Origin of the sequence: Actinomadura sp. KC345, assembly GCF_004348515.1 — a bacterium.
In the GTDB taxonomy this organism is placed as follows: Bacteria; Actinomycetota; Actinomycetes; order Streptosporangiales; family Streptosporangiaceae; genus Spirillospora.
Window position 1 is genome coordinate 1 of sequence record NZ_SMKH01000116.1, and the last position, 21,929, is coordinate 21,929.

At 72.8% G+C, this 21,929-nt stretch carries 22 protein-coding genes; 6 read left to right on the forward strand and 16 right to left on the reverse strand.

The window, feature by feature from the left end; translation table 11 throughout:
• Positions 1–18 precede the first annotated feature (18 nt).
• From E1281_RS20090 to E1281_RS20120, 7 genes are read right to left on the reverse strand one after another with little or no spacing between them, the layout of a single operon-like run.
• Positions 19–1,005, reverse strand: a complete 987-nt coding sequence (locus E1281_RS20090; RefSeq protein ID WP_131880424.1) for an ABC transporter permease — start codon at positions 1,003–1,005, stop codon at positions 19–21.
• Positions 1,002–2,600 (reverse strand): sugar ABC transporter ATP-binding protein, encoded by a 1,599-nt coding sequence (locus E1281_RS20095; RefSeq protein ID WP_131880426.1) that lies wholly within the window; start codon positions 2,598–2,600, stop codon positions 1,002–1,004. The genes E1281_RS20090 and E1281_RS20095 overlap by 4 nt, the downstream gene beginning before the upstream one ends.
• A 14-nt stretch (positions 2,601–2,614) precedes the next feature.
• A complete protein-coding gene (locus E1281_RS20100; RefSeq protein ID WP_131880428.1) occupies positions 2,615–3,820 on the reverse strand; it encodes a substrate-binding domain-containing protein in 1,206 nt (401 codons plus the stop codon).
• Positions 3,817–4,785 (reverse strand): ABC transporter permease, encoded by a 969-nt coding sequence (locus E1281_RS20105; RefSeq protein WP_131880430.1) that lies wholly within the window; start codon positions 4,783–4,785, stop codon positions 3,817–3,819. Before E1281_RS20105 ends, E1281_RS20100 begins: the two co-directional genes overlap by 4 nt.
• Positions 4,782–5,984 carry a M20/M25/M40 family metallo-hydrolase gene (locus E1281_RS20110; RefSeq protein ID WP_131880432.1) on the reverse strand — a complete coding sequence of 401 codons (1,203 nt, stop codon included), beginning with the start codon at positions 5,982–5,984 and terminating at the stop codon, positions 4,782–4,784. Before E1281_RS20110 ends, E1281_RS20105 begins: the two co-directional genes overlap by 4 nt.
• The gene (locus tag E1281_RS20115) at positions 5,981–6,466 is read right to left on the reverse strand and encodes a pyridoxamine 5'-phosphate oxidase family protein (protein WP_131880434.1); all 486 of its coding nucleotides are present in this window, start codon (positions 6,464–6,466) and stop codon (positions 5,981–5,983) included. The genes E1281_RS20110 and E1281_RS20115 overlap by 4 nt, the downstream gene beginning before the upstream one ends.
• Positions 6,463–7,314, reverse strand: a complete 852-nt coding sequence (locus E1281_RS20120; RefSeq protein ID WP_165959012.1) for an IclR family transcriptional regulator — start codon at positions 7,312–7,314, stop codon at positions 6,463–6,465. Before E1281_RS20120 ends, E1281_RS20115 begins: the two co-directional genes overlap by 4 nt.
• Before the next feature lie 75 nt (positions 7,315–7,389).
• Here E1281_RS20120 and E1281_RS20125 point away from each other — a divergent pair, with 75 nt between their 5' ends.
• Positions 7,390–8,436 (forward strand): LysR family transcriptional regulator, encoded by a 1,047-nt coding sequence (locus E1281_RS20125; RefSeq protein ID WP_131880438.1) that lies wholly within the window; start codon positions 7,390–7,392, stop codon positions 8,434–8,436.
• Here E1281_RS20125 and E1281_RS20130 read toward each other — a convergent pair.
• From E1281_RS20130 to E1281_RS20140, 3 genes are read right to left on the reverse strand one after another with little or no spacing between them, the layout of a single operon-like run.
• On the reverse strand, positions 8,380–9,501 hold the full coding sequence (locus E1281_RS20130) for a P-loop NTPase (protein WP_131880440.1): 1,122 nt from the start codon (positions 9,499–9,501) through the stop codon (positions 8,380–8,382). The genes E1281_RS20125 and E1281_RS20130 overlap by 57 nt on opposite strands.
• The gene (locus E1281_RS20135) at positions 9,494–12,301 is read right to left on the reverse strand and encodes a molybdopterin-dependent oxidoreductase (protein ID WP_131880442.1); all 2,808 of its coding nucleotides are present in this window, start codon (positions 12,299–12,301) and stop codon (positions 9,494–9,496) included. The genes E1281_RS20130 and E1281_RS20135 overlap by 8 nt, the downstream gene beginning before the upstream one ends.
• An 8-nt stretch (positions 12,302–12,309) precedes the next feature.
• Positions 12,310–13,794 carry a 4Fe-4S dicluster domain-containing protein gene (locus E1281_RS20140; protein WP_131880444.1) on the reverse strand — a complete coding sequence of 495 codons (1,485 nt, stop codon included), beginning with the start codon at positions 13,792–13,794 and terminating at the stop codon, positions 12,310–12,312.
• A gap of 184 nt (positions 13,795–13,978) precedes the next feature.
• Here E1281_RS20140 and E1281_RS20145 point away from each other — a divergent pair, with 184 nt between their 5' ends.
• The 5 genes from E1281_RS20145 to E1281_RS20165 are packed head-to-tail and all read left to right on the forward strand — an operon-like array spanning position 13,979 to position 17,023.
• The gene (locus tag E1281_RS20145; protein ID WP_131880446.1) at positions 13,979–14,362 is read left to right on the forward strand and encodes a DUF202 domain-containing protein; all 384 of its coding nucleotides are present in this window, start codon (positions 13,979–13,981) and stop codon (positions 14,360–14,362) included.
• A complete protein-coding gene (locus E1281_RS20150) occupies positions 14,359–14,664 on the forward strand; it encodes a DUF202 domain-containing protein (RefSeq protein ID WP_165959013.1) in 306 nt (101 codons plus the stop codon). The genes E1281_RS20145 and E1281_RS20150 overlap by 4 nt, the downstream gene beginning before the upstream one ends.
• A 59-nt stretch (positions 14,665–14,723) precedes the next feature.
• Positions 14,724–15,626 carry a fumarate hydratase gene (locus tag E1281_RS20155; protein WP_131880450.1) on the forward strand — a complete coding sequence of 301 codons (903 nt, stop codon included), beginning with the start codon at positions 14,724–14,726 and terminating at the stop codon, positions 15,624–15,626.
• Positions 15,616–16,275: a fumarate hydratase C-terminal domain-containing protein gene (locus tag E1281_RS20160; RefSeq protein WP_131880452.1), complete on the forward strand. Its 660-nt coding sequence runs from the start codon at positions 15,616–15,618 to the stop codon at positions 16,273–16,275. The genes E1281_RS20155 and E1281_RS20160 overlap by 11 nt, the downstream gene beginning before the upstream one ends.
• Before the next feature lie 7 nt (positions 16,276–16,282).
• Positions 16,283–17,023: a sulfite exporter TauE/SafE family protein gene (locus E1281_RS20165; protein WP_131880454.1), complete on the forward strand. Its 741-nt coding sequence runs from the start codon at positions 16,283–16,285 to the stop codon at positions 17,021–17,023.
• Positions 17,024–17,043: 20 nt separating this feature from the next.
• Here E1281_RS20165 and E1281_RS20170 read toward each other — a convergent pair whose 3' ends face one another.
• The 6 genes from E1281_RS20170 to sdhC form a co-directional block, all read right to left on the reverse strand.
• Entirely contained in the window at positions 17,044–17,799 is a 756-nt protein-coding gene (locus E1281_RS20170) for a FadR/GntR family transcriptional regulator (RefSeq protein ID WP_131880456.1), read from the reverse strand.
• A 281-nt stretch (positions 17,800–18,080) separates the two neighbouring features.
• Positions 18,081–19,073, reverse strand: coding sequence for an ABC transporter substrate-binding protein (locus E1281_RS20175; protein WP_131880458.1), 993 nt, complete (start codon positions 19,071–19,073; stop codon positions 18,081–18,083).
• A gap of 58 nt (positions 19,074–19,131) precedes the next feature.
• A complete protein-coding gene (locus E1281_RS20180; protein WP_131880460.1) occupies positions 19,132–19,992 on the reverse strand; it encodes an ABC transporter permease in 861 nt (286 codons plus the stop codon).
• A gap of 11 nt (positions 19,993–20,003) precedes the next feature.
• Positions 20,004–20,813 (reverse strand): ABC transporter ATP-binding protein, encoded by an 810-nt coding sequence (locus E1281_RS20185; protein WP_131880462.1) that lies wholly within the window; start codon positions 20,811–20,813, stop codon positions 20,004–20,006.
• A gap of 112 nt (positions 20,814–20,925) precedes the next feature.
• Positions 20,926–21,300 carry a succinate dehydrogenase hydrophobic membrane anchor protein gene (locus tag E1281_RS20190; RefSeq protein ID WP_131880464.1) on the reverse strand — a complete coding sequence of 125 codons (375 nt, stop codon included), beginning with the start codon at positions 21,298–21,300 and terminating at the stop codon, positions 20,926–20,928.
• Between the two features lie 12 nt (positions 21,301–21,312).
• A complete protein-coding gene (sdhC, locus tag E1281_RS20195; protein ID WP_131880466.1) occupies positions 21,313–21,819 on the reverse strand; it encodes a succinate dehydrogenase, cytochrome b556 subunit in 507 nt (168 codons plus the stop codon).
• Positions 21,820–21,929 lie beyond the last annotated feature (110 nt).

The window sequence follows — 21,929 nt, forward strand, 5'->3', positions numbered from 1 at the left end:
GGGGGCGGCTGGGGGGCGTCAGTCATCGCTGGTCCTCGGGACGAACAGTGCGGCGGCGGCAAGGATCACGACGCCGCGGATCAGGTCGGATGCGGTGGCCGGGAGCTGGAGCAGCGTGAACGAGCTCTCCACGAGGGCGAGCAGGGCCACGCCGCCCAGCGTCCCGACGAGGCTGGCCCGGCCGCCGAGCAGGGACGCGCCGCCGACGACCACGACCGTGATGGCCGAGAGCTCCAGGCCCTCCCCCGCGTTGGGGGATCCGATGGTCGCCCTGGCGGCGAGCATGATCCCCGCGGCGGCGGCGAGCGTCCCCGAGATCATGAAGGCGAGGACGAGTGTCCGCCGCACGGGCACGCCCGCCGAGCGGGCCGCCTCCTTGGCGCCGCCGACCGCGTGGACATGCCGGCCGAAACGGGTGCGGTGCAGCAGCACCGCCACGACCGCCACGGCGACCGCGAGCACCGCGAGCGCCAGCGGGAACGGCCCGAGGCGGCGCATCCCCACGGCCGCCAGCGCCCGGGTGACCTGCCCGGTCGGGGTCGTGCTGATCAGGAGCGCGGCGCCCTGGATCAGGTAGAACGTCGACAGCGTCACCACGAACGCCGGGATGGCGGTCCGCGACACGATCAGCCCGTGCAGGGTTCCGACGGCCGCGCCCAGCACCAGCATCGCGAGGATCGTGGGAATGGTCCGGATGGGGTAGCCGTCGATGAGCATCGCGGTCAGCAGCGCCGACAGCGTGGCGGTCGACCCCACCGACAGGTCGATACCGCCGGTCAGGACGACGAGGTGCTGCCCGAGTGCCACCAGGCCGAGTACCACGGTCGCGGTCAGCACGTTGGCGATGTTGGCCGCCGCCCAGAACCCGCCGGGGTCGGCCACGGTCAGCCCGGCCACCAGCACGGCGACGATCACCCAGGTCGCCAGGCCGGTGCGGGCCGCGTCCGCCAGCACGTCCCCCGCGCCGCGGCGCAGGCCGCGTTCCGGCGCGGTCACGGCGGTCATGAGGCCCTGCCTTTTTGGGCCCTGCCTTTTTGGGCCCTGCCTTTTTGGGCGGGGCCTTTTTGGGCGGGGCCTTCCCGATCGGTGCCCGTCCCGAGGGCCAGGTGCATGATCTGCTCCTCGTTGATCTCGTCACCGGCCAGCTCGCCGCTCACCCGGCCGTCCCGGCACACCAGCACGCGGTGTGCCAGGCCGGTCACCTCCGGCAGCTCGCTGGACACGAACACCACGGCCAGCCCCTGGGCGGCCAGCTCGGCGACGATCCGGTAGATCTCGGTCTTGGCGCCGATGTCGATGCCGCGGGTGGGCTCGTCGAGCAGCAGCACCTTCGGCCCGGTCCGCAGCCACTTGGCCAGGACGATCTTCTGCTGGTTGCCGCCCGACAGCAGGCCCGTGCGCTGGCCGGGCCCCGAGGCGCGGATGTTGAACCGCTCCCGCTCCTCCTCCCACGCGGCGCGCTCCCGGGCGGCCGACAGCCAGCCGCCGGGGAAGACCGAGCGCAGGCTCGACAGCGTCGTGTTGGCCCGGACGGGGAGGTCGAGCACCAGCCCCTCGGTCTTGCGCTCCTCGGGGACCAGCACCACGCCCGCGTCCACCGCGGCGCGCAGCGACCCGCGCACCGGACGGCCCGCCACGGCGACCGTCCCGGCCGAGCGCGGGACCACCCCGGCCAGGGTGCGCAGCAGCGTGCTGCGTCCAGAGCCGAGCAGGCCCGCCACGCCGACGATCTCCCCGGCCCGCACGGTCAGGTCGAGCGGCGGCACGGACCGGCCCCCCGGCACCAGCCCGCGGACGGCCAGCACCTCCTCGGCGCCGGGCGCGGCGGTGGCGGGGAAGACCGTGTCCACGTCCCGGCCGACCATCTCGCGGACGATGCGGTCGACCGGGTAGTCGCCCACCGGCCCGGACGAGACGCCCCGGCCGTCCCGCAGGACGGTGACGTCGTCGGCCAGCGCCCGTACCTCCTCAAGGCGGTGCGTGATGTAGATGACCGCCACGCCGTCCGCGGTCAGCTCCCGGACGACCGCGTGCAGCGCGCCCAAGGCCTCGCCGGACAGCAGGGCGGACGGCTCGTCCAGCAGCAGCACCCGGCTGCCCCGCACCAGCGCGCGGGCGATCTCGATCAGCTGCCGGGTGGCGGCCGACAGCGTCCCGGCGCGGGCGCCGGGGGCGAGGTCGCCCAGCCCGACGCGGCCCAGGGCGGCCTTGGCGGCGGCGCGCTGCCGCCCCCGGTCGAGCAGCCCGCGCCGCGCGACCTCCTGGCCGAGCATCACGTTGTCCAGGACGGACAGGTCCGGCAGGACGGTCAGCTCCTGGTAGACGGCGGTCACGCCGTGCGCCAGCGCCTGCCGCGGGTCCTCCAGCCGGACGGGCTCGCCGTCGATCCGCAGCTCGCCCTCGTCGGGCGGGTGGTTGCCGGTCAGGATGCGCACCAGCGTGGACTTGCCCGCGCCGTTCTCGCCGAGCAGGGCGTGCACCCGGCCCGGCCGGCAGACCAGGTCCGCGCCGTCCAGGGCCGTCACGCCCGGGAACCGCTTGACCAGCCCCCGGGCCTCCAGCGCCGGCGGCCGGCCGGCCGGGTCGTTCGCGTCGCTCATGTCGCCCGCCTCCCTCAGCACAGCTTGAGCTTCTTGAGCAGGTCGGCCGGCAGCACGGTGGGCACGGCCAGGTCGTCGCTGCATTCCGGCCGGACGTACCTGCCGAGCTCCTGGTCGGTGAAGACGGCGGCGTCCACGTTCACCTGGCTCGGCACCTTCTTCCCGGCCAGCGCGTCGAGCGCGACGTCGAGGCACTGCGCGCTCTGCTCGGGCGGGAACGCCCCGAGCGCGAAGGGCACGTTCTTCCCCTGGACGGCCTTCAGGAACCCGTTGGTCACGTCGCCGGTCACCGGCGGCACGGGCTTGCCCGCCTGGCTGTACGCCTCGTAGACGCCCAGGTTGGTGATCGCGGAGTCCGACCAGATCGCGTCCAGGTCCGGGTACCGGGCCAGCAGCTGCGCCGCCACGGTCTTGGCCTTGGTGGCCGACCAGTCGGTGTTCTGCTCGGCCACGATCTCGATGCCCGGGTACTTCTTCGCGAAGATCCTCTTCGCCTCCGCCTTGGGCAGCTCCGCCGTCGGCACCCCGGCGATCCCGGACAGCATGGCGATCCTGCCCTTGCCGCCGAGCCGCTCGGCGATCCACTCCGCCCACAGCGTCCCCTGGAGCTCGTAGTCGCGGGTCACCGTGCTGACGGCCCCGGAGCCCTCGTTGAGCCGCCCGGAGCACACCACGACCGGGATGCCCTGCGCGGCGGCCGCGCGCACCTGGCCGGTGATCGCGTCGCCCATCGGGACGACGACCATCGCGTCCGGGCGCTGCGCCACGAGCTGCTGGACGTTGTCGACCTGCTTGTTCACGTCGCCGTTCGCGGAGGCGTACAGGACGTCCACGTTCCGCTGCTCCGCCCTGTGCTTGAACGCCTCCTCGTTGCTCGTCGCCCACGCGTTGGTCGGCCCCTGGGCTGCGAACGCGACCCGGTACCCGCCGTCCGGCCGGTTCTTGGCGTAGGTCGACGTGTCGACCTCGCACACGTCCGCCCGCGACGGGGACAGGCCCTTCAGGCCGATCGCCTCGCCCGCCTCGCGCCAGGTCTCGGCGTACTGCTGCTGCGCCGCCCTGGCCTGCGGGCCGGTGCACTCGGCGGCCACGCCCAGCCCGGCGGTGAGCGACTCGCGCTGGGTGCTGCACCCCGTCAGCAGGAGCGCCCCCGTCACGGCCGCCACCGTGATCTTCGAAGGCGTGATCCTCGAAGGCGTGATCTTCGCACGGCGGGTCATCCCGCACCTCCCTCGGACGTTCCGCGCTGCCGCAGCCAGGTGGCCAGCAGGATCGCCGCGCCCTGCACGGCGAGCTGGCCGCCGGTCCCCGCACCGAGCTGGATCATCCAGACGATCAGGACCGCCAGCAGCGCGACTCCCATCACCGTGTGCCCGATGTGACCGCGACCGCCGGTGAGCGCGACACCGCCGGCGACGGCGGCGGCGAGCGAGTTCAGGTCCAGGCTGCGCGACAGCTGGGCGTCCACGTGCCCGGCGTACGCGGCGCTGACCAGTCCGGCGAGCACCGCCAGCAGCGCGCTCGCGACGTAGCCGGCGGCGATGACCCGGCCGGTGCGGATGCCCGACAGCCGTGCGGCGCGCGGGTTGGAGCCCGTCGCGTACAGCCGCCGTCCCGCGCTCGTCCGCGCCAGGACCGCGGCGGTCACGATCGCGATCGCCGCGAACAGCCAGAGCGGGGTCGGGATCCCCAGGAACCGTCCCGAGCCGAGGGGCTGGAGCGATCCGGGGATGTCGCCCGCCGCCGCGCCCTTCGTCCACGCGGTGATCGCGCCCTGGACGAGCACGAACATCGCGAACGTGGCGACGAACGGCGGCACCCGGCGCAGGACCACGAGGCCGGCGTTCACCGCGCCCACGCCGATCCCGGCGAGCGCGGCGAGCCCGATCGCGCCCGCGAGCCCGGCGTCGCCGGACTGCGTCGCGATGATCACGGTGGTCAGGCCCATGACCGCACCGACCGACAGGTCGATGCCGCGGCCGAGCAGCACCAGCGTCTGGCCGACCGCGGTGATGCCGATCAGGCCGGCCTGGAACAGGACCAGGTTCAGGTTCGCGTCGGAGTAGAAGCCGGGCGTCACCACCGCCGCGACGACCAGGACGAGCGCCAGTCCGCTCAGCGGCATCAGCGTCGAGGCCGACACCGGCAGGCGTCCGGTCGCGGCCGTCGTCGTCCCCGCGCTCACCGGTCCTGTCCCCCGCAGAACTCCGCGGCGACGGCCGCGTACAGGTCGACGGCCTGGCGCAGCGCCGTCACCGAGACCCACTCGTCGGCCCCGTGCGCCCGCCGCAGCAGGCCGGGCCCGAACGCGGGCAGGACGGGAACGTTCCAGGCCGGTTGCAGGATGGACGCGTCCGTCGTCCCCGGGAACATCGCGTCCGGCGGGACGTGCCCGAGCACGCGCCGGGCGGCGTCGCGGACGGCGCGGGGCAGCGGGCCGCCCGGGTCGGCGACCGTGCCGGGCAGGAGGCCCTGCTCGTCGAACTCGACCTCCAGCCGTGCCCCGGTACGCGCGGCGACCTGCTCCATCAGGGCCGCGACGGGCTTCTCCACGTCCTCGCGGGTCATCCCGGGCAGCAGCCGGACCTCGGTGTCCACGGCCATCCGGCCGGGCAGCACCCCGTACCCGACACCGCCCCGGTAGGCGAGCCCGGTGTTGAGCGTCGTGACCCAGCCCCGGATGCCGTACGGGTCGTCCGGGGACGGCAGCGCGAGTTCCCCGGCCAGCGCTACCGCGGCGTGCGCGGCGTCCACGCCCGCGTTGCGCGTGCCCGGCTCGCCGGAGAGGCTCGAATGCCCCTGCCGCCCGTACGCGGTGGCCCGCAGCCGGGCGATGCCGCGGCTGCCGAGGTGGAGGTGGTCGTAGTCGTCCCGCAGGCCGCCCGGCTCGCCGATCAGTACCGCGTCGGGCAGGTCCGGCGGCGGGTCCTCGGCGAGGTACTGCGCGCCGTGGTAGGCGCCGTCCTCCTCGTCGGCCGTGAACAGGAGGGAGAGGCGTCCGCGCCCCGGGCCGTCCGTCCCGGTGAGCCGGCCGGCGGCGAGGATCATGGCGGCCAGCGCGCCCTTCATGTCGGCCGAGCCGAGGCCGTAGAGGCGGTCGCCGTCCACCTCGGCGGCGAACGGGTCGACCGTCCAGGCGGCGTCGCCGACCGGCTTGGTGTCCATGTGGCCGCACAGCGCGAGGTGCCTGCCGCCGGGGCCGAAGTCGAGGGTGCACACCAGGTTGGGCCGCGATTCGGAACGTTCCAGCACGGTCGGGGCGGGCAGCCCCGCCTGGACCGCCATCTCCGCGAGGGCCCCGGCGACCGCGCTCTCGTCGCCGCCCGGGTTGGGGCTCGGCACCCGGACCAGCGCCCGGGTGAGCTCGACGACGCCGGCGCTCACTTGTACCGCTCCGCCCAGTCGTTGCCCTGCCAGGTGGTCAGCTTCACCGGGTCGAGCCGGAACAGCCAGCGCGGCTTGTCGAGCGTCGGCTCCAGGTACCGCGGGCCGTTCTCGCCCAGGTACCGCACGCTCATCCGCTCGGCGATCGGCAGCCACCGCCCGTTCAGGCACGGCTCCTCCACCAGCACGGCGCGCGTCTGCGCCACCACCTTGCGCTGGGTGCCGGCCTCGTCCACCGTGATCGCGCAGCGCGGCTCGGCGGCCAGGTAGCGGGCCCAGGCCGCGCGGGCCCTCGGCACCACCCAGAACGACGAGCCGTCCCACTCGTGCCAGCAGGGCACCGCGTACGGCCATCCGTCCTCGTCCAGGCAGGCGAGCCGCGCGATGTGCCCCTCGGCCAGGAAGGCCGAGACCTCGTCGCCGGCCATGCTCCCGACCTTGCCGCGCCAGTCCTCGCCTTCGGGGGCGGGCGTCTCGGTCATGAGACCTCCTCTTGTGTCTCCGGTGGCCGCGCGTCGGCGGGACCGGCGGTGGTGTGGTGCCCGAGCCGCCCGGACAGCGTCGCGGCGGCGGCCAGCGCCAGCTCCGCGACCTCGGGCAGGTTCTCGCGCGGGAACCGGTACGCGGGCGCCGAGACCGAGAGGGCCGCCACCACCCGCCCGGTGTGGTCGCGGACGGGCACGGCCACGCAGCGCACTCCGTCCTCGTTCTCGATCTCGTCGATCGCGTAGCCGCGGTCGCGGGTCGCGGCGAGCTCGGCCGCCAGCGCCTCCGGGTCCGTGATGGTGCCCGGGGTCTTGCGGACCAGCGGGCGCTCCATGCAGCGCCGCTGCGTCCCCGGGTCGGCGTGCGCGAGCAGCACCTTCCCTATCCCGGTGCTGTGCAGGGGGTTCACCGTCCCGACCACGGCCGCGGGCCTGACCGCCTGCGGACTGTCGGTCTTGGCGACGTACAGCACCTGGTCGTCCTGGACGATGCCGAGGAAGCACGTCTCGCGGGTCCTGGCCGACAGGCCGGCCATCAGGTCCTCGCTGAGCCCGGGGAGGTCCAGGCGGTCGAGGAACCGCTGCCCCCAGACCGCCAGCCGGGGGCCGAGGTCGTACTGGCCGGCGGCGTCGAGGCGCAGGATCTCGCCGTCCAGCAGCACCTCCAGCAGCCGCACGACAGTGCCGCGCGGTATGCCGCTCGCCTCGGCCAGGTCGGTGAGCCGCTGCGGGCCGCCCGCGGCGATCAGATCGACCAGCCCCACGCCCTTGACCAGGGCCTTGGCCGTGCCGGTGGCCGCCCCCGGTGCCGTTTTGGACGCACCGTCCATTCCCAATCTGGACATGGCGTCCATTCCTACCACCGCCCCTATGACCTGCACAAGTCGCCCACGGACGCCCGGCGGGGGTGGTCTGCGGGGATGGAACGTGACAAGCTGGACGCCGTGCCGCTTCCCTCGGGTACCCCCGACCTCGCCGACCTGGACCTGCTCCTCTCGGTCGAGCGCCTGGGCAGCCTGGGCCGCGCGGCCCGCGAGCACATGATCTCCCAGCCGTCCGCCAGCGCCCGGATCAAGCTGCTGGAACGGCGGCTCGGGCTGGTGCTGCTGGAGCGTTCGCCGTCCGGATCGCGGCTCACCCAGGCCGGCCTCAGCGTCGCGGGCTGGGCGCGCGAGGTCGTCGACGCCGCCTCGGACCTGCTGGCCGGGGCGACCGCGCTGCGGACCGTGGACAACGGCTGGCTGCGGGTGGCCGCCAGCATGACGGTCGCCGAGTACCTGATGCCGCGCTGGCTGGTCACCCTGCGCCGCGAGCTGCCCGACCTGACGGTGGCGCTGCGCGCGGAGAACTCGCACGACGTCGTGGAGCTGGTCCGGACGGAAGAGGTCGATCTGGGGTTCATCGAGGACCCGGCCGCCCACGACGACCTGTGCGAGGTGATGGTCGCCGACGACGAACTGGTCGTGGTGACCGGGCGGGGCCATCCGTGGGCGGGCACCGACACGCCGATCACCGCCGCGGAGCTGGCGGCCGGGCGGCTGGTGCTGCGCGAGCGCGGTTCCGGCACGCGGGAGACGCTGCACCGGGTGCTGGGCGAGCTGCGGGCCGACGACCCGCATCTGGAGCTGTCCTCCACCACGGCGATCAAGGAGGCGGTCGGCGCCGGGGCGGGCGCCGCCGTGGTGAGCGCCCTGGCCGTCGAGCGCGAGCTGCGCACCGGCCGGCTCGTGCGGATCCCGGTGACCGGCCTCGAACTGACCCGGAGGCTGCGCGCCGTCTGGCGCCGCCGGGCCGCACCGCCTCCCCAGGCCGAGGTGCTGCTGCGGATCGCGGCCCGGGACACGGCCACGAGCACGAGCACGAGCACCGCCACGGTGTCGGGCGCGCCCGCGCGCGGGAAGCCCGCCCGCCTAGACGGGCGAGAGCGGAAGCGACACCCCGACCAGGCTGCGCCGCGCCGCCCCTAGTGGAAGCGACCGCGCGACGTCGCCGAGAGCGCGGGCGGACGGGGACCCCGGCTGGCCCGCCACCACCGGAACGCCCGTGTCGCCCGATTCGCGCAGCCCCATGTCGAGCGGGATCCGGCCGAGCAGCGGAACGTTCAGGGCCGCGGCCAAGGCGTCCCCTCCCCCGGCGCCGAACAGCGGGGCGTGGCGCCCGCACTCGCACGCGTACCCGGACATGTTCTCCACCGCCCCGGCGACCGTGACACCGAGATCGGCGGCCATCCGGCCCGCGCGCTCCGCCACCCGCTGGGCGGCCGGCTGCGGTGTGGTGACCACGATGACCCGCGCGTCCGGGACCAGTTCGAGCAGGGAGATCGAGATGTCGCCGGTCCCGGGCGGCAGGTCGACCAGGAGGATGTCCAGTTCGCCCCAGTGGACGTCGTCGAGGAACTGCTGGAGCGCCTTGTGCAGCATGGGGCCGCGCCAGACGAGCGGTTCGGTGCCGCCGGTGAAGAAGCCGGTCGACATCAGCCGGACTCCGTGGGCCTCGACGGGCAGCATCGCGCCGCCGAGCGCGACCGGCGGGCGCTCCACGCCGAAGAGCAGCGGGATCGACGGGCCCCACACGTCCGCGTCCAGGACGCCCACCCGGTGACCGGCGCGAGCCAGGGCGACCGCCATGTTGGCCGTCACGGTGGACTTACCGACCCCGCCCTTGCCGCTCGCCACGGCGTACACCGCGGGACCCTCCCCGGCGAGGACGCCCCGCACCCGGGGGGACTCGCCGCGCAGGCGCTCGCCGAGCTCGGCCCGCTGCCGCGCGGTCATGGCGCCGAACTCGACCGTGACGTCCCGGACGCCGGGCACGGCGCGCACCGCGGCCTCGACGTCGGCCTCCAGCCGTCCCTTCAGGGGGCAGCCGGCCGTGGTGAGAAGGATCCGGACCCGCACCCGGCCGCGCCGCCCCTCCCGCACCTCGCCGACCATGCCGAGTTCGGTGATCGGACGGTGCAGCTCGGGGTCCGCGACGGTGGCGAGGGCCGCGCGGACCGCCTGCTCGCCCGCTGACGGGTTCCGGTCAGACATGGAAGGCCCGCCGCTTCGGCTTGACCGGGCGCATCAGGAACTCCGGCCGCCGCAGGCCCTCCGCGTTGGGGCCCGGCCGCGTCGCCGCCAGCCATTCCCGGTAGACGGCGCGGGACTTGCGGGTGTCGACGACCACGTCCCCATACTGGTCATCGGGCTCGGCGGGGGTGAGCCGCACCTTCTGGTGCCAGCAGTGCATGCCCGACAGCGGATCGGGATGGACCGGGAAGGCCAGGTTCTGGTGGACGCCGGTGTCCTCCCAGTCGATCCGGGAGCTGTCGGGATCGCCGGAGGCGAACGGCCGGACGCCGTCGCGGTACCGCAGCCGCCAGATCCCCTCGTCGCCGCGGGTCACGTCGGCCAGGCCGCTGACCCAGCGGCTGCCGTCGTCCTCATGGAGCCGCCAGCGGCCCATGTGGTGCGACAGCGCGATCACGCCCGGCCGGATGCCCGGGGTGATCCAGACGCGGGCGACGAAGTGCCCGATCTCGGTGTGCACCCGGACGAGGTCGTCGGTCGCCAGTTCCCCCGCGTCGTCCGGGTTCACCCACAGCGGATGGGTGTTGCTGATCTCGTTGAGGTACTTGGCGTTGCCCGACCGGGTGTGGATCAGGGTCGGCAGCCGGAACGTCGGCATCAGCACCAGCTCGCCGGCGTCCCGGTCCACCCGGTGCCAGGACACGTGCGACTCGAGGTGGCCGGGCGTCGCGTGCTCGGGCCACCCGAAGTCGGCGAGCGCGGTCGAGTAGATCTCCAGCTTGCGGGACGGGGTGAGCCAGCCGGCCGTCGCGGTGCCGTCCTCGTGCCGGAGGCCGACCGCCCCCGCCTCGCCGATGAGCGGCGGCACCGAGTCCGGTGTCGTCGGGCGGCGCAGGACCCCCTGCTCGTCGGCCTCGGCGCCCTCCAGCTCCTCGGCCGTGAGGGCGCGCTCGTCCACCCGGTACACCTCGGAGTCGATCTCGACGACGCCGTACTTGCGCATGTACTCCAGCGGCGCCATCCCGGCCTCGGCGGCCTTCTCCGGCAGGCCCGGCACGGAGTTCTCGAAGACGTAGCGGTAGTACTCGTCGACGGTGACCTTCTCACCGGGCCGGTACGGCGACTCGAAGTACGTGCGGATGCCGAGTTCCCCGTCCGGATCGATGCGCCATGACAGCTCGAACCAGAACTCGTTCTCCTCCCACACCTCGCCGGGGTTGGAGTCGCGCGTGTCCTCGTACGGCTGCCCGGTCTTGTCCATGGCCACCCGGCGCACCGGCTGGCGGAACCCGAGCCACCGGCCCGCGTGGGTCTCGTAGGAGTGGGTGTCGTGCCGTTCCGTCGCGTGGCCCATCGGCAGGACGTAGTCGGCGTACGCAGCGGTCTCGGACCAGGTCGGGGTAAGGGCGACATGGCAGCCAACGCGGTCGGTGTCGGTCAGGGCCTCGATCCACATGAACCCGTCGGGGTTGGTCCAGATGGGGTTGTAGACCCTGCTGAAGTAGACCGCGAGCCTGGCGCGGTCGTCGGCGAGGAAGTGCGGGAGCAGGAACGACATCTCGTTCGTCGACAGCGGGAACTCCCGGGGCCAGAGGATCTCGTTCCAGCGCTCATGGGCCTCCGGCGGATTGGGGCCGTGCGCGATGAACTTGTTCCAGCCGTTCGGGCTCGTCCCGCCCTCCGTGCCCACGCTTCCGGTGAGGACGTTCAGGAAGAACAGGCAGCGGGCCACCTGCCACCCGCCCAGGTTGCCCGCGGCGGCGGCGCGCCACACATGGGCGGCGAGGCGGGTTCCCGCGTCCGCCACGATCCGCGCCAGCTCCTCGACCCGCTCCGCCGGGAGGCGCGACTCCTGGGCGGCGTACTCGAAGGTGTAGGGGGCGTAGTCGGACTCCAGCCGGGCGAGGAAGGTCTCGAAGTCGCGCGGCGCGTCCGGGTGCAGGCGCTCCAGGTAGGTCTCCCAGTTGACCCAGCGGCGGATGTATCCGGTCGCCAGCCGGCGCGTGCGGATGAGGTGCGAGGCGACGGCCAGCAGGATGGCCGCCTCGCTCCCGGGCCACGGCGCCAGCCACAGGTCCGCGTGCGCGGCGGTGTTGGACATCCGCGGGTCGAGGACGACCAGTTTCGCCCCGTTCTGCTTGGCCTCCATGATCCGCTGGGCGTGCGGGTTGAAGTAGTGCCCGGTCTCCAGGTGGCTCGACAGCAGCAGGACGACCTTGGCGTTGGCGTGGTCCGGGGAGGGGCGGTCGTAGCCGCCCCACAGGGTGTAGCCGAACCGCGCGCCGCTGGAGCAGATGTTGGTGTGGCTGTTGTGCCCGTCGACGCCCCAGGCCTGGAGGAACCGGTCGGCGAAGCCGTCCTCCCCGGGCCGGCCCACGTGGTACAGGACCTCGTCGTTGCGGTCTTCGACGATGGCCGCGCGGATGCGGGCGGCGATGTCGTCCAGGGCCTCGTCCCAGCCGACCCGCTCCCACGTCCCGCTGCCCCGCTCACCGGCCCGGCGCATGGGATGCAGGATGCGTTCCGGGTCGTTCAGCTGGTTGATGGTGGCGGGCCCCTTGGCGCAGTTGCGTCCGCGCGACCCCGGGTGGGCCGGATTGCCCGTCAGCTTGGTGACGGACAGGTCCTTCTTCTCCACGTAGGCCAGGAGCCCGCACGCCGACTCGCAGTTGAAGCAGGTCGTCGGGATCAGCATGTACTCGCGGGGCACCTTGCGCGGGTGCGCCCTGGCGTCGTTCTCGACGTGGTGGTCCCACGTCTCGGGCGGCGGGTAGTTCCGCAGCCGCTCGTGGCGGCGCGCACCGGGAAGATCGATGGTCATGGTCCTCCTCAGGACAGCGGGACGTCTTGGCCCGCGCGGACGTACACGGCCTCGTACGCCAGCAGCGCCGCCTGGACGAGGAGGCCGGCCAGGACACCGCCGGCGGAGCCGAGGAACGGCAGCGGGACCGCCGCGACGACGGGCAGCACGGCACCGAACCAGAAGACCGCGGCGTACCGGCCCCGGACGACCGAGCGCGCGGCGAGCGCGGCGCCCCGGCCGGCGTGGTGCCCGCCGTACTCGAGCGCCAGGAACAGCAGATGGGCCACCGCGGAGCCGGCGAAGCCCCAGGCGAGGAACCGCGTGGCGGTGGCGTCGAGGCCGGCGAACGGCGCGGCCACCAGCAGCGCGCCCGCACCCACCGTCCCGGCCTGAGCGATCAGGTGCCAGAACAGCGCCGGGGACTGCCACAGGTCGCGCCCTTCGGCCTGCCCGAACAGGAAGGCGGTGTAGCCGGCGGTCAGGACGGCCACGGGGATCGCCGGCCAGCGCAGGAACGAGAGATCGCCGAACAGCAGCCACAGCAGGCCGACCCCGGTGCACGCGCACAGCGCGACCCCGCCCCAGACGAGCCACGACGTCAGGTTGGGGCGCAGGAACAGGTACAGGAACCGCTCGGGACGCTTCAGGTCCCACACCAGCAGCGCCCCGGTGCTCGCGGCGCCCGCGATCGCGAGGGCCGGGGCCACGAACCGCCCGGCGGCCCCCAGGTCCACGCCGACGATGAGCGCCACCGCCGCCAGGAGCAGGGCCCCGGCGCCGACGCCCTTCGTCCACAGGTAGGTGGTGACCCGCCAGCCCCATGGACGCGGGTGGGCGGTGTTGAGCGTGGTCCGGGCGTCCGAGGCCGTGTCCCCGTACACGTCCCGTGCCGCCTCCAGGCGCTGCTTGTCGGGGCGTGCCCAGATGTAGGTGTCGTCGACCGGCGCGGCCAGAGGGTCGAGCACGGCGTGGTCCGCGCCGAGGTAGAAGACGTTGGGGCCGGTGCCCTGCTCGGGAGCGCGCACCGCCGTGGGGTTGGTGCTGACGAGCCGGCTGATGCCGCTGTCGGGGTCGTCGAGGTCGCCCACCCAGATCGAATGGGTCGGGCACACCACGACGCAGGCCGGCTCCAGGTCCTGGTCGACGCGGTGGGCGCAGAAGTTGCACTTCGCCGCCGTGTGGGTGTTCTCGTCGATGTAGATCGCGTCATACGGGCAGGCCTGCATGCAACTCTTGCAGCCGATGCAGCTGTCGCCGTCGAAGTCCACGATGCCGTCGTCGCGCTTGAACAGCGCCTTGGTGGGACAGATCTTCACGCACGGTGCGTCGGTGCAGTGATTGCACCGCATCACGCCGAACTCACGGGTGGTCGCGGGGAAGGCGCCCTTCTCGACGTACTTCACCCATGTCCTGAACTGCCCGACCGGAATCTCGTGTTCGGTCTTGCAGGCCACCGTGCACGCATGACAGCCGATGCACGTGCGCTGGTCGATCGCGAAGCCGTATTGCACCCGCCCACCATGCACAGGCGTTCCAGGGCTCCGGTAGCGGGCCATTCGGGATGAGGTCATAGCCCACGACTATGACCCTTCCCCGTGCTACCGGAAGTCTCCACGCCGCGGGCTACGGTCGGAGCCGCACAGCCCGCCGGGCTCCGGCGCCGGGCGGGGCGTCCCCCGCGAAAGGAGGTGTCCGGTGCGCACCGGAAAGCCCGAGGAGGTGGGCGAGGACCCCGACTACCGGTTCTCGCTGGCCAACGAGCGCACGTTCCTCGCCTGGATCCGGACCTCGCTCGGACTGCTGGCCGGCGGGGTCGCCATCGTCCAGTTCGTCCCCGAGTTCAGCGTCCCGGGCGGGCGGCTCGCGCTCGGCGTCGTCTTCGTGTCCATGGCGCTGCTCATCGCGGTGACCAGCCATGGCCGGTGGGCGCGGAACGAGCGCGCCATGCGCCTGAACCAGTCCCTGCCCGGGAGCCCGGTCCCCCGCGTCCTCACCCTGTGCCTGAGCGTGCTCGCCCTGGTCTCGATCGTCCTCTTCGTGCACGGCTCCCTCGCCGCCGACGGCTCCGCGGGCCCGTGAGCGGCGAGGCACCCGGCCTGCAGGCCGAGCGCACCCGCCTGAGCTGGGACCGCACGGGACTGGCGTTCTCGACGTACGGGGCGCTGCTCCTCCATGCCGGTCACCTCCCCGGCGTCGCCGTGATCCTCTCCGGCTTCGCGGTTCTCGTGCTGGGCAGGCGCCGCTACCACCGGGTCGCCGGCTGCGTCCGCAGGGGGGAGCCGGTTCCGCGGCCCCGCGTGCTCGCGTGCGTCGCCGCGCTCGCCACCGGGACGGTCGTCCTCTCCGCGGCCGTCTCCTTCACCGGCCCCGCCGGGCATTGACGGCGCCGTCCGGAACTCCTTACGTTGGTCAGAGGTCAAACCTCTAGGGAGGGGCAAAGATGGGACTCGGCACGGTCCGGGTTGGAACCGAGCACGTCTACGACGATCTGCGCGAGGTCTCGGCCGCCCTCTACAAGAAGGCGCTCACCGACCTGCCGCCCGACGTGCGCCAGTCGGTCGGCGCGGCGCACGACCGCGAGGAGGGTTCGGCCCGCCGCCGGCTCCAGGTGATGGTCAAGGCGATCGAGACCTCCGACGAGACGGGCATCATCGTCTGCCAGGACACGGGGATCTGCGTGTTCTACGTCGAGATCGGCACCGAACTGCCGGTCAACGGCGCCCGGCTGACCCGGGCCCTGCGGGAGGGCATCGCGCTGGCGAGCGAGCGCCATTCACTGCGGTCGAGCATCGTCCATCCGCTCACCCGCGAGAACCGGCAGGACAACACCGGCGCCGGAGTGCCCGCCGTGCACGTCGGCTTCGCCGACGGCGGCGACGGCCTGGACGTCCTGCTCATCCCCAAGGGCTCCGGCTCGGAGAACATGTCGTTCCTGACGATGCTCTCGCCCGCCGACGGCCAGGACGGGGTCAAGAAGTACATCCTCGACCGCGTCATCGAAGCGGGTCCGCGCCCCTGCCCGCCCACGATCGTCGGCGTGGGGCTCGGCGGCACCGCCGACCAGTGCGCGGCGCTCGCCAAGAAGGCCACGCTCCGCCCGGTCGGGCAGCCCCACCCCGAGCCCGAGATCGCCGAGTTCGAGCGCCGCATGCTGGAGGCGATCAACGCGACGGGGATCGGGCCGCAGGGGCTCGGCGGCGCCACGACCGCCTTCGCCGTCCATGTCGAATACGCCTGGACCCACATCTCCATGAACCCGGTCGCGCTCAACATACAGTGCTGGCGCGGCGAGCGCGCACGCGCGGTCGTCGGCTCCGACGGGACGGTGACCTATGGCTACTGACCACGACACCACCGGCCACGACACCACCGGCCACGACACCACCGGCCACGGGGAAACCGGGCGGGTCCTCCACCTGAACGCCCCGTTCGACGAGACGACGGCCCGCTCACTGCGCTGCGGCGACGAGATCTGGCTCGACGGCACGGTCTGGGGCGTGCGCGACGCCTCCCTGATCCGCTTCTTCGACGAGGGGGAGCGCGTCCCGGCCGATCTCACCGGCGCGGTCTTCCTCCACACCGCCCCGAGCGTCCGCCGTACGGACTCCGGCGGCTACGTCCCCGTCTCGGTCGGCACGACCACCTCGATGCGCATGGACCGCTTCACCCGCGGCTGCGTCGAGGACCTGGGCGTGAGCGCGATCGTCGGCAAGGGCGGCCTGAGCACCGGTTCGCTGGAGCACCTGGGCCGCCACGGAGCCGTCTACCTCTCCATCACCGGCGGCGCGGCCAGCTACGAGACGCTGCAGGTCACCGGGATCGAGGAGGTTCTCTGGGAGGACCTCATGCCCGAGTGCCTGTGGAAGTTCCGCGTCAAGGACTTCGGGCCCCTCTTCGTCACGATGGACTCGCACGGCGCCTCCGAGTACCAGCGGACGGCCGAGCGCGCCCAGGCCAACCTGGAGGCCGCCTACCGCAAGCTCGGCCTCTGACTCCCGCGTGGACCTGCTCCTCGTCGGCGGTCTGGGCATCTTCGCCGCCGCCTCGCTCGGCGGCGCCACCGGCTTCGGCTTCGGGCTGGTCGCGGCACCGGTCCTGCTCGCGGCCGGGCTGCCGCTGTCGGAGGTGGTCGCGGTCAACCTCTCGCTGGCCCTGCTGACCCGGCTGCCGGCGGCCTGGCAGCTCCGCCGCCACCTGGTGTGGACGCGCGCCCGCCGGCTCATCGCCGGCAGCGTCCCCGGCATCCTCACCGGCTACGGGGTCAGCGGCCTCGTCGACACCGAGCTACTGAAGATCACCGCCGGGGCGGTGGCCATCCTCGCCGCACTCGCCCTCACGCTGCGCTCCGCCGCCCCCTCCCCCGACGCCCGTCCCGCAGGGGCCGGGGCGACCCTCACCGCCGGAGCCGCCGGCGGATTCCTGGGCGTCACGACCTCGCTGAACGGCGTGCCGCCCGCGCTGCTCCTCACCCGCGACCGCGTCGAGCAGCGGTCCTTCGCCGCCGACCTCACGGTCTACTTCGTGGCGTCCAACTGCCTCGCGCTGGCGCTGCTCACCGCGACCGGCCCGGGCATGCTCGACCCTCTGGCCACCTACGTCCCGGCCTGGCTGCCGGCCGGCCTGCTCGGCAACCAGCTGGGCATCCGCGCGAACCGCCATCTGCCCGTCCGCCTCTTCCGGGCGGTCACCCTCACGATCGTGATCGCCGCCGGCTGCACCACGATCGCCGCCGCGCTATGAACGGACGGCGTCCGGCCCGGTCACCCGGGCTGCTCCGCCACGGTCTTCCGCATCTCCTCAAGGCGGCCGAGGGCCGCCGACCGGGCGGACTCCAGGTGGCCGCGCATGGCCTCGGTGGCCTGGACGGGATCGTGGCCGACGATGGCGTCGAAGACCCGGTGGTGGCACGCGCGGGACTCCTCGATGCGGCCGGGAAGCGAGAGCGTCGTCTGCATGCTCGCGTGCATCATGTCCTGGAGCACGTTCACGGTCTTGAGCAGGAACCGGTTGCGGGCCATCTCCACGATCTTCAGGTGGTACGCGGAGTCGAGGAGCTGGAGGAGCGCGAAGTCGGGGGGCTCCTGGGCGGCGGCCTCGTCCAGGCGGTCGAGCGCCTCGCGCAGGCCCGAGACGTCCTCGGCGGTGGCGTTGGCCGCGGCCCAGCCGACCGCCGCGAGTTCCAGCACCTCGCGCATGTCGAACAGCTCCTGGAGCCCGACCTGCTCGCCGGCGATGGCGGCGCGCAGGTCCTGGGCGGCGCTGGGGCTCTCGACGAAGATCCCGCGTCCGTGCCGCACGCTCAGCTGGCCCCTGGCGGCCAGCACGCGCACGGCCTCGCGCACGACAGGACGGCTCACCCCGAGAAGGGAGGCGAGTTCCCGCTCCGGCGGGAGGCGGTCGCCCGGCTTGAGCCGTTCGGAGACGATCAGTTCGTTGATCTGAGTGACGACGCGTTCAGGCAGGTGGCCGCTCGGATTCACCGGACGCCACACGATGTCGAGGTTCTCTTTACCCATGTCCGGCGGCCCTCCCCTGCACCCTCGAAATCACACTGAAACTCCCGTCGATCCCGTGCGGAGGCACGGTGAGCGAAGACGCCCCGGAACGGATCCGCTTCATGTTGTCACCGGCGGCCTTCCCCGTTCTGGGCTCGGCGCGCGGCCGCTTTGGCGGCGGTTCCAATCGTACCGGGTAAGAAGTGTGATCTTTCCGTCGCCGTCCCGGGGGACCGCCTCATGGCGGGCGCCCGGCCGCCCGGCCGGGGCCCGCCATCGGACGGCGGAACGCACCGCGAGATTCAGCTTCCTCCCTTGGTGTACTGATTGTCGAAAAAGTAGTCGGCGGGCTTGGCCGGGGTCTTTTCGATGAGCCCGACCTCCTTCATGAATTGGGCGAACCTCAGATACCCCAGCGGCTTTGTGGAGTAAGTGATGTCGTCTCGCGTGATCTGCTCTTTCAGCTCGGCCGCGGACTCCTTTCCGCCCGTCTCCTTGGAAAGCAGCGCGGCGGCCTGATCAGGGTCGTCCTCCAGCATCTTCACCGAGCTCGCGACCGCCGCCTGCAATCCCTTGATGAAGTCGGCGTTGCCCTTGTGGAAGTCCACGGTGGTGTACACGCCGTTGAAGGTGTGCTCGCCGAAGACGTCGTAGCTGCGGACGATCGAGCGGGCCCCGCTCTTGAGCGCCTGCATCTGGTAGGGCGGCGCGGTGAGGTGGCCGGCGATCTGCCCGGACAGCAGCGCCTGCAGCCCGTCCGGATGGCCCATCGCGACGATCTGCTTGTCGAGCACCTTGGCGTCGCCGAGCTGCGCCGCGGCGGCCTTGCGCAGGACCACCGACTGGATCGAGTCGGGCCCGGGCATGGCGATCTTCCCGGCTCCCTTGAGCTCGGCCAGCGAACCCGCCGTCTTGGACATCAGCTGCAGGTTGGCGTTGTCCAGGGCGATGAAGATCTTCCAGGGGATCCCGTTGCTGGCGCCGACGATGAACGGGCCGAGCCCGCCCGCGCCGACCTGGATGTTGCGGGACACGATGCCGTCCCGGATGGCGGAGCCGGAGTTGAGCACCCGCCAGGTGATCTTCTTGTCGGGGAACTTCTTCTCCAGCGTGCCCTGCTCCTTGGCCACCAGCAGCGGCGCGTAGCCGATGCCGGGCTGGTAGGCGATCGTGATGTCGTCGGACGATGCGCCGGCCGCTCCGGCGCATCCGGCCGCCGCGGCCACCAGCGCGCCGGCCGACAGCGTCGCGAGCAGCCCGCGCAGCGGCCGCGAGGATGCGCGTACCCGTCCCATCCTTGGTTCCTCTCGGTGAGGTCGACGAGCCCTCCTGGGCTCCCGGGCGTGCGGCCGGTCAGGCGGCCTTGGTCCCCCACTTGACGACGGTGCGCCGTTCGATCCAGGTGAACGCCAGCTCCAGCGCGATGCCGATGATGGCGATCGTCACCAGGCCCGCGAACACCTCGGAGGTCCGCATGAACGTCCGCGCGTCGTTGATGAAGAAGCCGAGCCCGCCCTTGCCCCCGGCGACTCCGAAGACGAGCTCGGCGGCGATGATGGTGCGCCAGCCGAAGGCCCAGCCGGTCTTCAGCCCCGCGATGATGTTGGGCAGCGCGGCGGGGATGAGGACGTCCTTGACGATCCGCACGCCGCTCAGGCCGATGTTGCGGCCCACCGCCATGACCGTCGGGTTGACGGTCCGGAACCCGTTGCTGACGTTGATCGCGATCGGCCACACCACCGAGTTGGTGATGACGAACACCAGCGATGTGGAGTTCATCCCGAACCACAGGATGGCCAGCGGCAGCACCGCGATGGCCGGCAGCGGGTTGAGCATCGACGTCAGCAGGACGAGCAGGTCCTCGCCCAGCTTGGTCCAGGACGCCAGCGTGGTCAGCACGGCGGCGATCACCATGCCGATCAGCATCCCGCCGAGCAGCAGCTGCATCGTGGTGAGGGTGGCCCCCAGCATGCCGCCGCCGGCGAACCCCTCGACCAGGGCGCGGGCCACCTCGACGGGCCCCACCACCAGGAACTCGCTGATGCCCGAGAAGGACACGTAGGCCTGCCAGGCCGCGAGCAGCATCAGGATGAGGGCCAGGCGCCGGGGCACCACCGGCAGGCTCCCCCAGCCCCTGCGGCGGGCGGGCGCGCGGCCCTTGGCCGCGGCTCCGCCGGTGGCGCTCGCCGAGGGCGTGGTCATTGCTTCGCTCATCGGACCGCCTCCTACTCGAACGCCATGTCGTCGGGCGACTCGTCGCCCTCGGTGAGCAGCGAGCGCAGATGCCGCAGCGCCGCCACGAACTCCGGCGAGGTCGGGTCGTCGAGGCCGGACACGTCGACGACCTCGCGCACCGTGGACGGCGGCGGGCTGAGCACCACCACGCGCCGGCCGACGAACACCGCCTCCTGGATGCTGTGCGTCACGAAGAGGATCGTGACCTTGGTGCGCTCGGCGACCTCCTTCAGCTCACGCTGGAGCCGGGACCGGGTCTGCGCGTCGAGCGCCCCGAACGGCTCGTCCATGAGCAGCATCAGCGGTTCGAGGGCCATCGCCCGCGCGATCGCCACCCGCTGCTTCATCCCGCCCGAGAGCTGATGGGGGTAGCGGTCGGCGGCGTGGACCAGGTTCATCAGCTGCAGGTAGTCCCTGGCGACGCTCCGGGCCTCCTGCTTGCTCCGGCCGTTGACGCGGAGCGGGTAGACGAGGTTGCCCTCGACCGTGTGCCAGGGGAAGAGCTGGTCGAACTCCTGGAAGACCACCGCCCGGTCCGGGCCGGGGCTCAGGTCGGTGCGCCCCGACACCCGCACGGTGCCGCCGTACGGCTCGATGAACCCGGCGATCGTCTTGAGCAGGGTCGACTTCCCGCATCCGGACGGTCCGAGCAGCATGACGTTCTCGCCCGGACGGATATCGAAACTCACGTTCTCGACGGCGATCTGGACCTGCCCGTCGACCTCGTAGCCGACTCGAGCGCCCTCGACCGTGAGCAGCGGCTCGGTGGCGGGCCGCTCGGACGCCACATTCGATGTCACTTCGACACCTCACTCCTTGGGGTGGGAGAGGAAAGAGGTCATACCTCAGCTTTCCTAGTTGCACGGGCGATTTCCAGTCAATCCCCTGTGTCGAATTCGGGGTGATATTCGGTCAGCCGGCCGAGACGATCAGCGTCAGGGCGCCCACGACCAGCAGCGCCGCCAGCAGTGCGCGCAGCCACGTCAGCGTCCGGCGCTGGCCGGCCCGGTCGGTCTGGTAATCGCGGACGACGGCCGTCATGGCCGCGCCCACATGGGCCAGCGCCGAGACGAGCAGCAGCCCGTCCCACACGACCCACAGCGCCGAACTCCAGCGCCGGGCGATGAACGACGAGTCGGTCTCGGCGACGTCGTGCACGATGTGCGTCAGGCCGAAGTGCCCGAGGGCGAGCACCGCGAGCAGGACGCCGGTGGTCCTGATGACCAGGAAGGACCGGATCCCGATCCCGCCCGGTCGCATGCGCGGACGCCGTGTCTCCGTAGTCATCCGCCTGCCCTCCTAACCGGCCGCCACGGGCCAAAGGATCACCGCGCCACCTCCGGCGGTGATGACCGCGGTGAGCACGAGGACCGCGTCCAGGAGCCTGGCCGCCCCCACCGGCCCCGCGTCCCACACGTCGATCGCCACCAGCCTCAGGCCGTTCAGCGCGTGGAAGGCCAGCGCGGCCAGGAGCCCGCACTCGAACACCCGCATCGCGGTCGTGGAATACAGCTCGTGCACCTCGTCGAACACCTGCGGCGACCACGCGTAGAGGCTCACGTCGAGGATGTGCAGGGCCAGGAAGGCGAAGACCGCGAAGCCGCTGACCCGGTGCGCGTAGAAGGCCCAGCGGTTGCCCTCGCCGCGGTCGAAGGAGCGGCGCGAGAGCCGGCTCGACAGGTAGGCGCCGAATCGGGTGCCGCCGTCGGTACGCCGCGCGCCCGCGGCGACCAGGCCGGTGAACGCGATGATGGCGGCGGTCACGGCGGTGAACCCCGCCAGGAAGACCATCTGCATGGGCGTCATCGGGCCGCGCCCTCCGGGCGGCGCCGGGTGTACCGCACCGGCCGCGACACGAGCCGGAGCGCGGCGCCGCCCGCGCCGCCGTCCAGGCGCACGCCGCCGCCTCCCCCCTC

Coding starts and splice junctions, on each gene's coding strand:
- E1281_RS20130 (WP_131880440.1), bottom strand. CDS start 9,501: ATGTCTGACCGGAACCCGTCAGCGGGCGAGCAGGCGGTCCGCGCGGCC.
- E1281_RS20175 (WP_131880458.1), bottom strand. CDS start 19,073: ATGGGACGGGTACGCGCATCCTCGCGGCCGCTGCGCGGGCTGCTCGCG.
- E1281_RS20170 (WP_131880456.1), bottom strand. CDS start 17,799: ATGGGTAAAGAGAACCTCGACATCGTGTGGCGTCCGGTGAATCCGAGC.
- E1281_RS20095 (WP_131880426.1), bottom strand. CDS start 2,600: ATGAGCGACGCGAACGACCCGGCCGGCCGGCCGCCGGCGCTGGAGGCC.
- E1281_RS20180 (WP_131880460.1), bottom strand. CDS start 19,992: ATGAGCGAAGCAATGACCACGCCCTCGGCGAGCGCCACCGGCGGAGCC.
- E1281_RS20115 (WP_131880434.1), bottom strand. CDS start 6,466: ATGACCGAGACGCCCGCCCCCGAAGGCGAGGACTGGCGCGGCAAGGTC.
- E1281_RS20155 (WP_131880450.1), top strand. CDS start 14,724: ATGGGACTCGGCACGGTCCGGGTTGGAACCGAGCACGTCTACGACGAT.
- E1281_RS20160 (WP_131880452.1), top strand. CDS start 15,616: ATGGCTACTGACCACGACACCACCGGCCACGACACCACCGGCCACGAC.
- E1281_RS20125 (WP_131880438.1), top strand. CDS start 7,390: ATGGAACGTGACAAGCTGGACGCCGTGCCGCTTCCCTCGGGTACCCCC.
- E1281_RS20120 (WP_165959012.1), bottom strand. CDS start 7,314: ATGTCCAGATTGGGAATGGACGGTGCGTCCAAAACGGCACCGGGGGCG.
- E1281_RS20090 (WP_131880424.1), bottom strand. CDS start 1,005: ATGACCGCCGTGACCGCGCCGGAACGCGGCCTGCGCCGCGGCGCGGGG.
- E1281_RS20135 (WP_131880442.1), bottom strand. CDS start 12,301: ATGACCATCGATCTTCCCGGTGCGCGCCGCCACGAGCGGCTGCGGAAC.
- E1281_RS20190 (WP_131880464.1), bottom strand. CDS start 21,300: ATGACTACGGAGACACGGCGTCCGCGCATGCGACCGGGCGGGATCGGG.
- E1281_RS20100 (WP_131880428.1), bottom strand. CDS start 3,820: ATGACCCGCCGTGCGAAGATCACGCCTTCGAGGATCACGCCTTCGAAG.
- sdhC (WP_131880466.1), bottom strand. CDS start 21,819: ATGACGCCCATGCAGATGGTCTTCCTGGCGGGGTTCACCGCCGTGACC.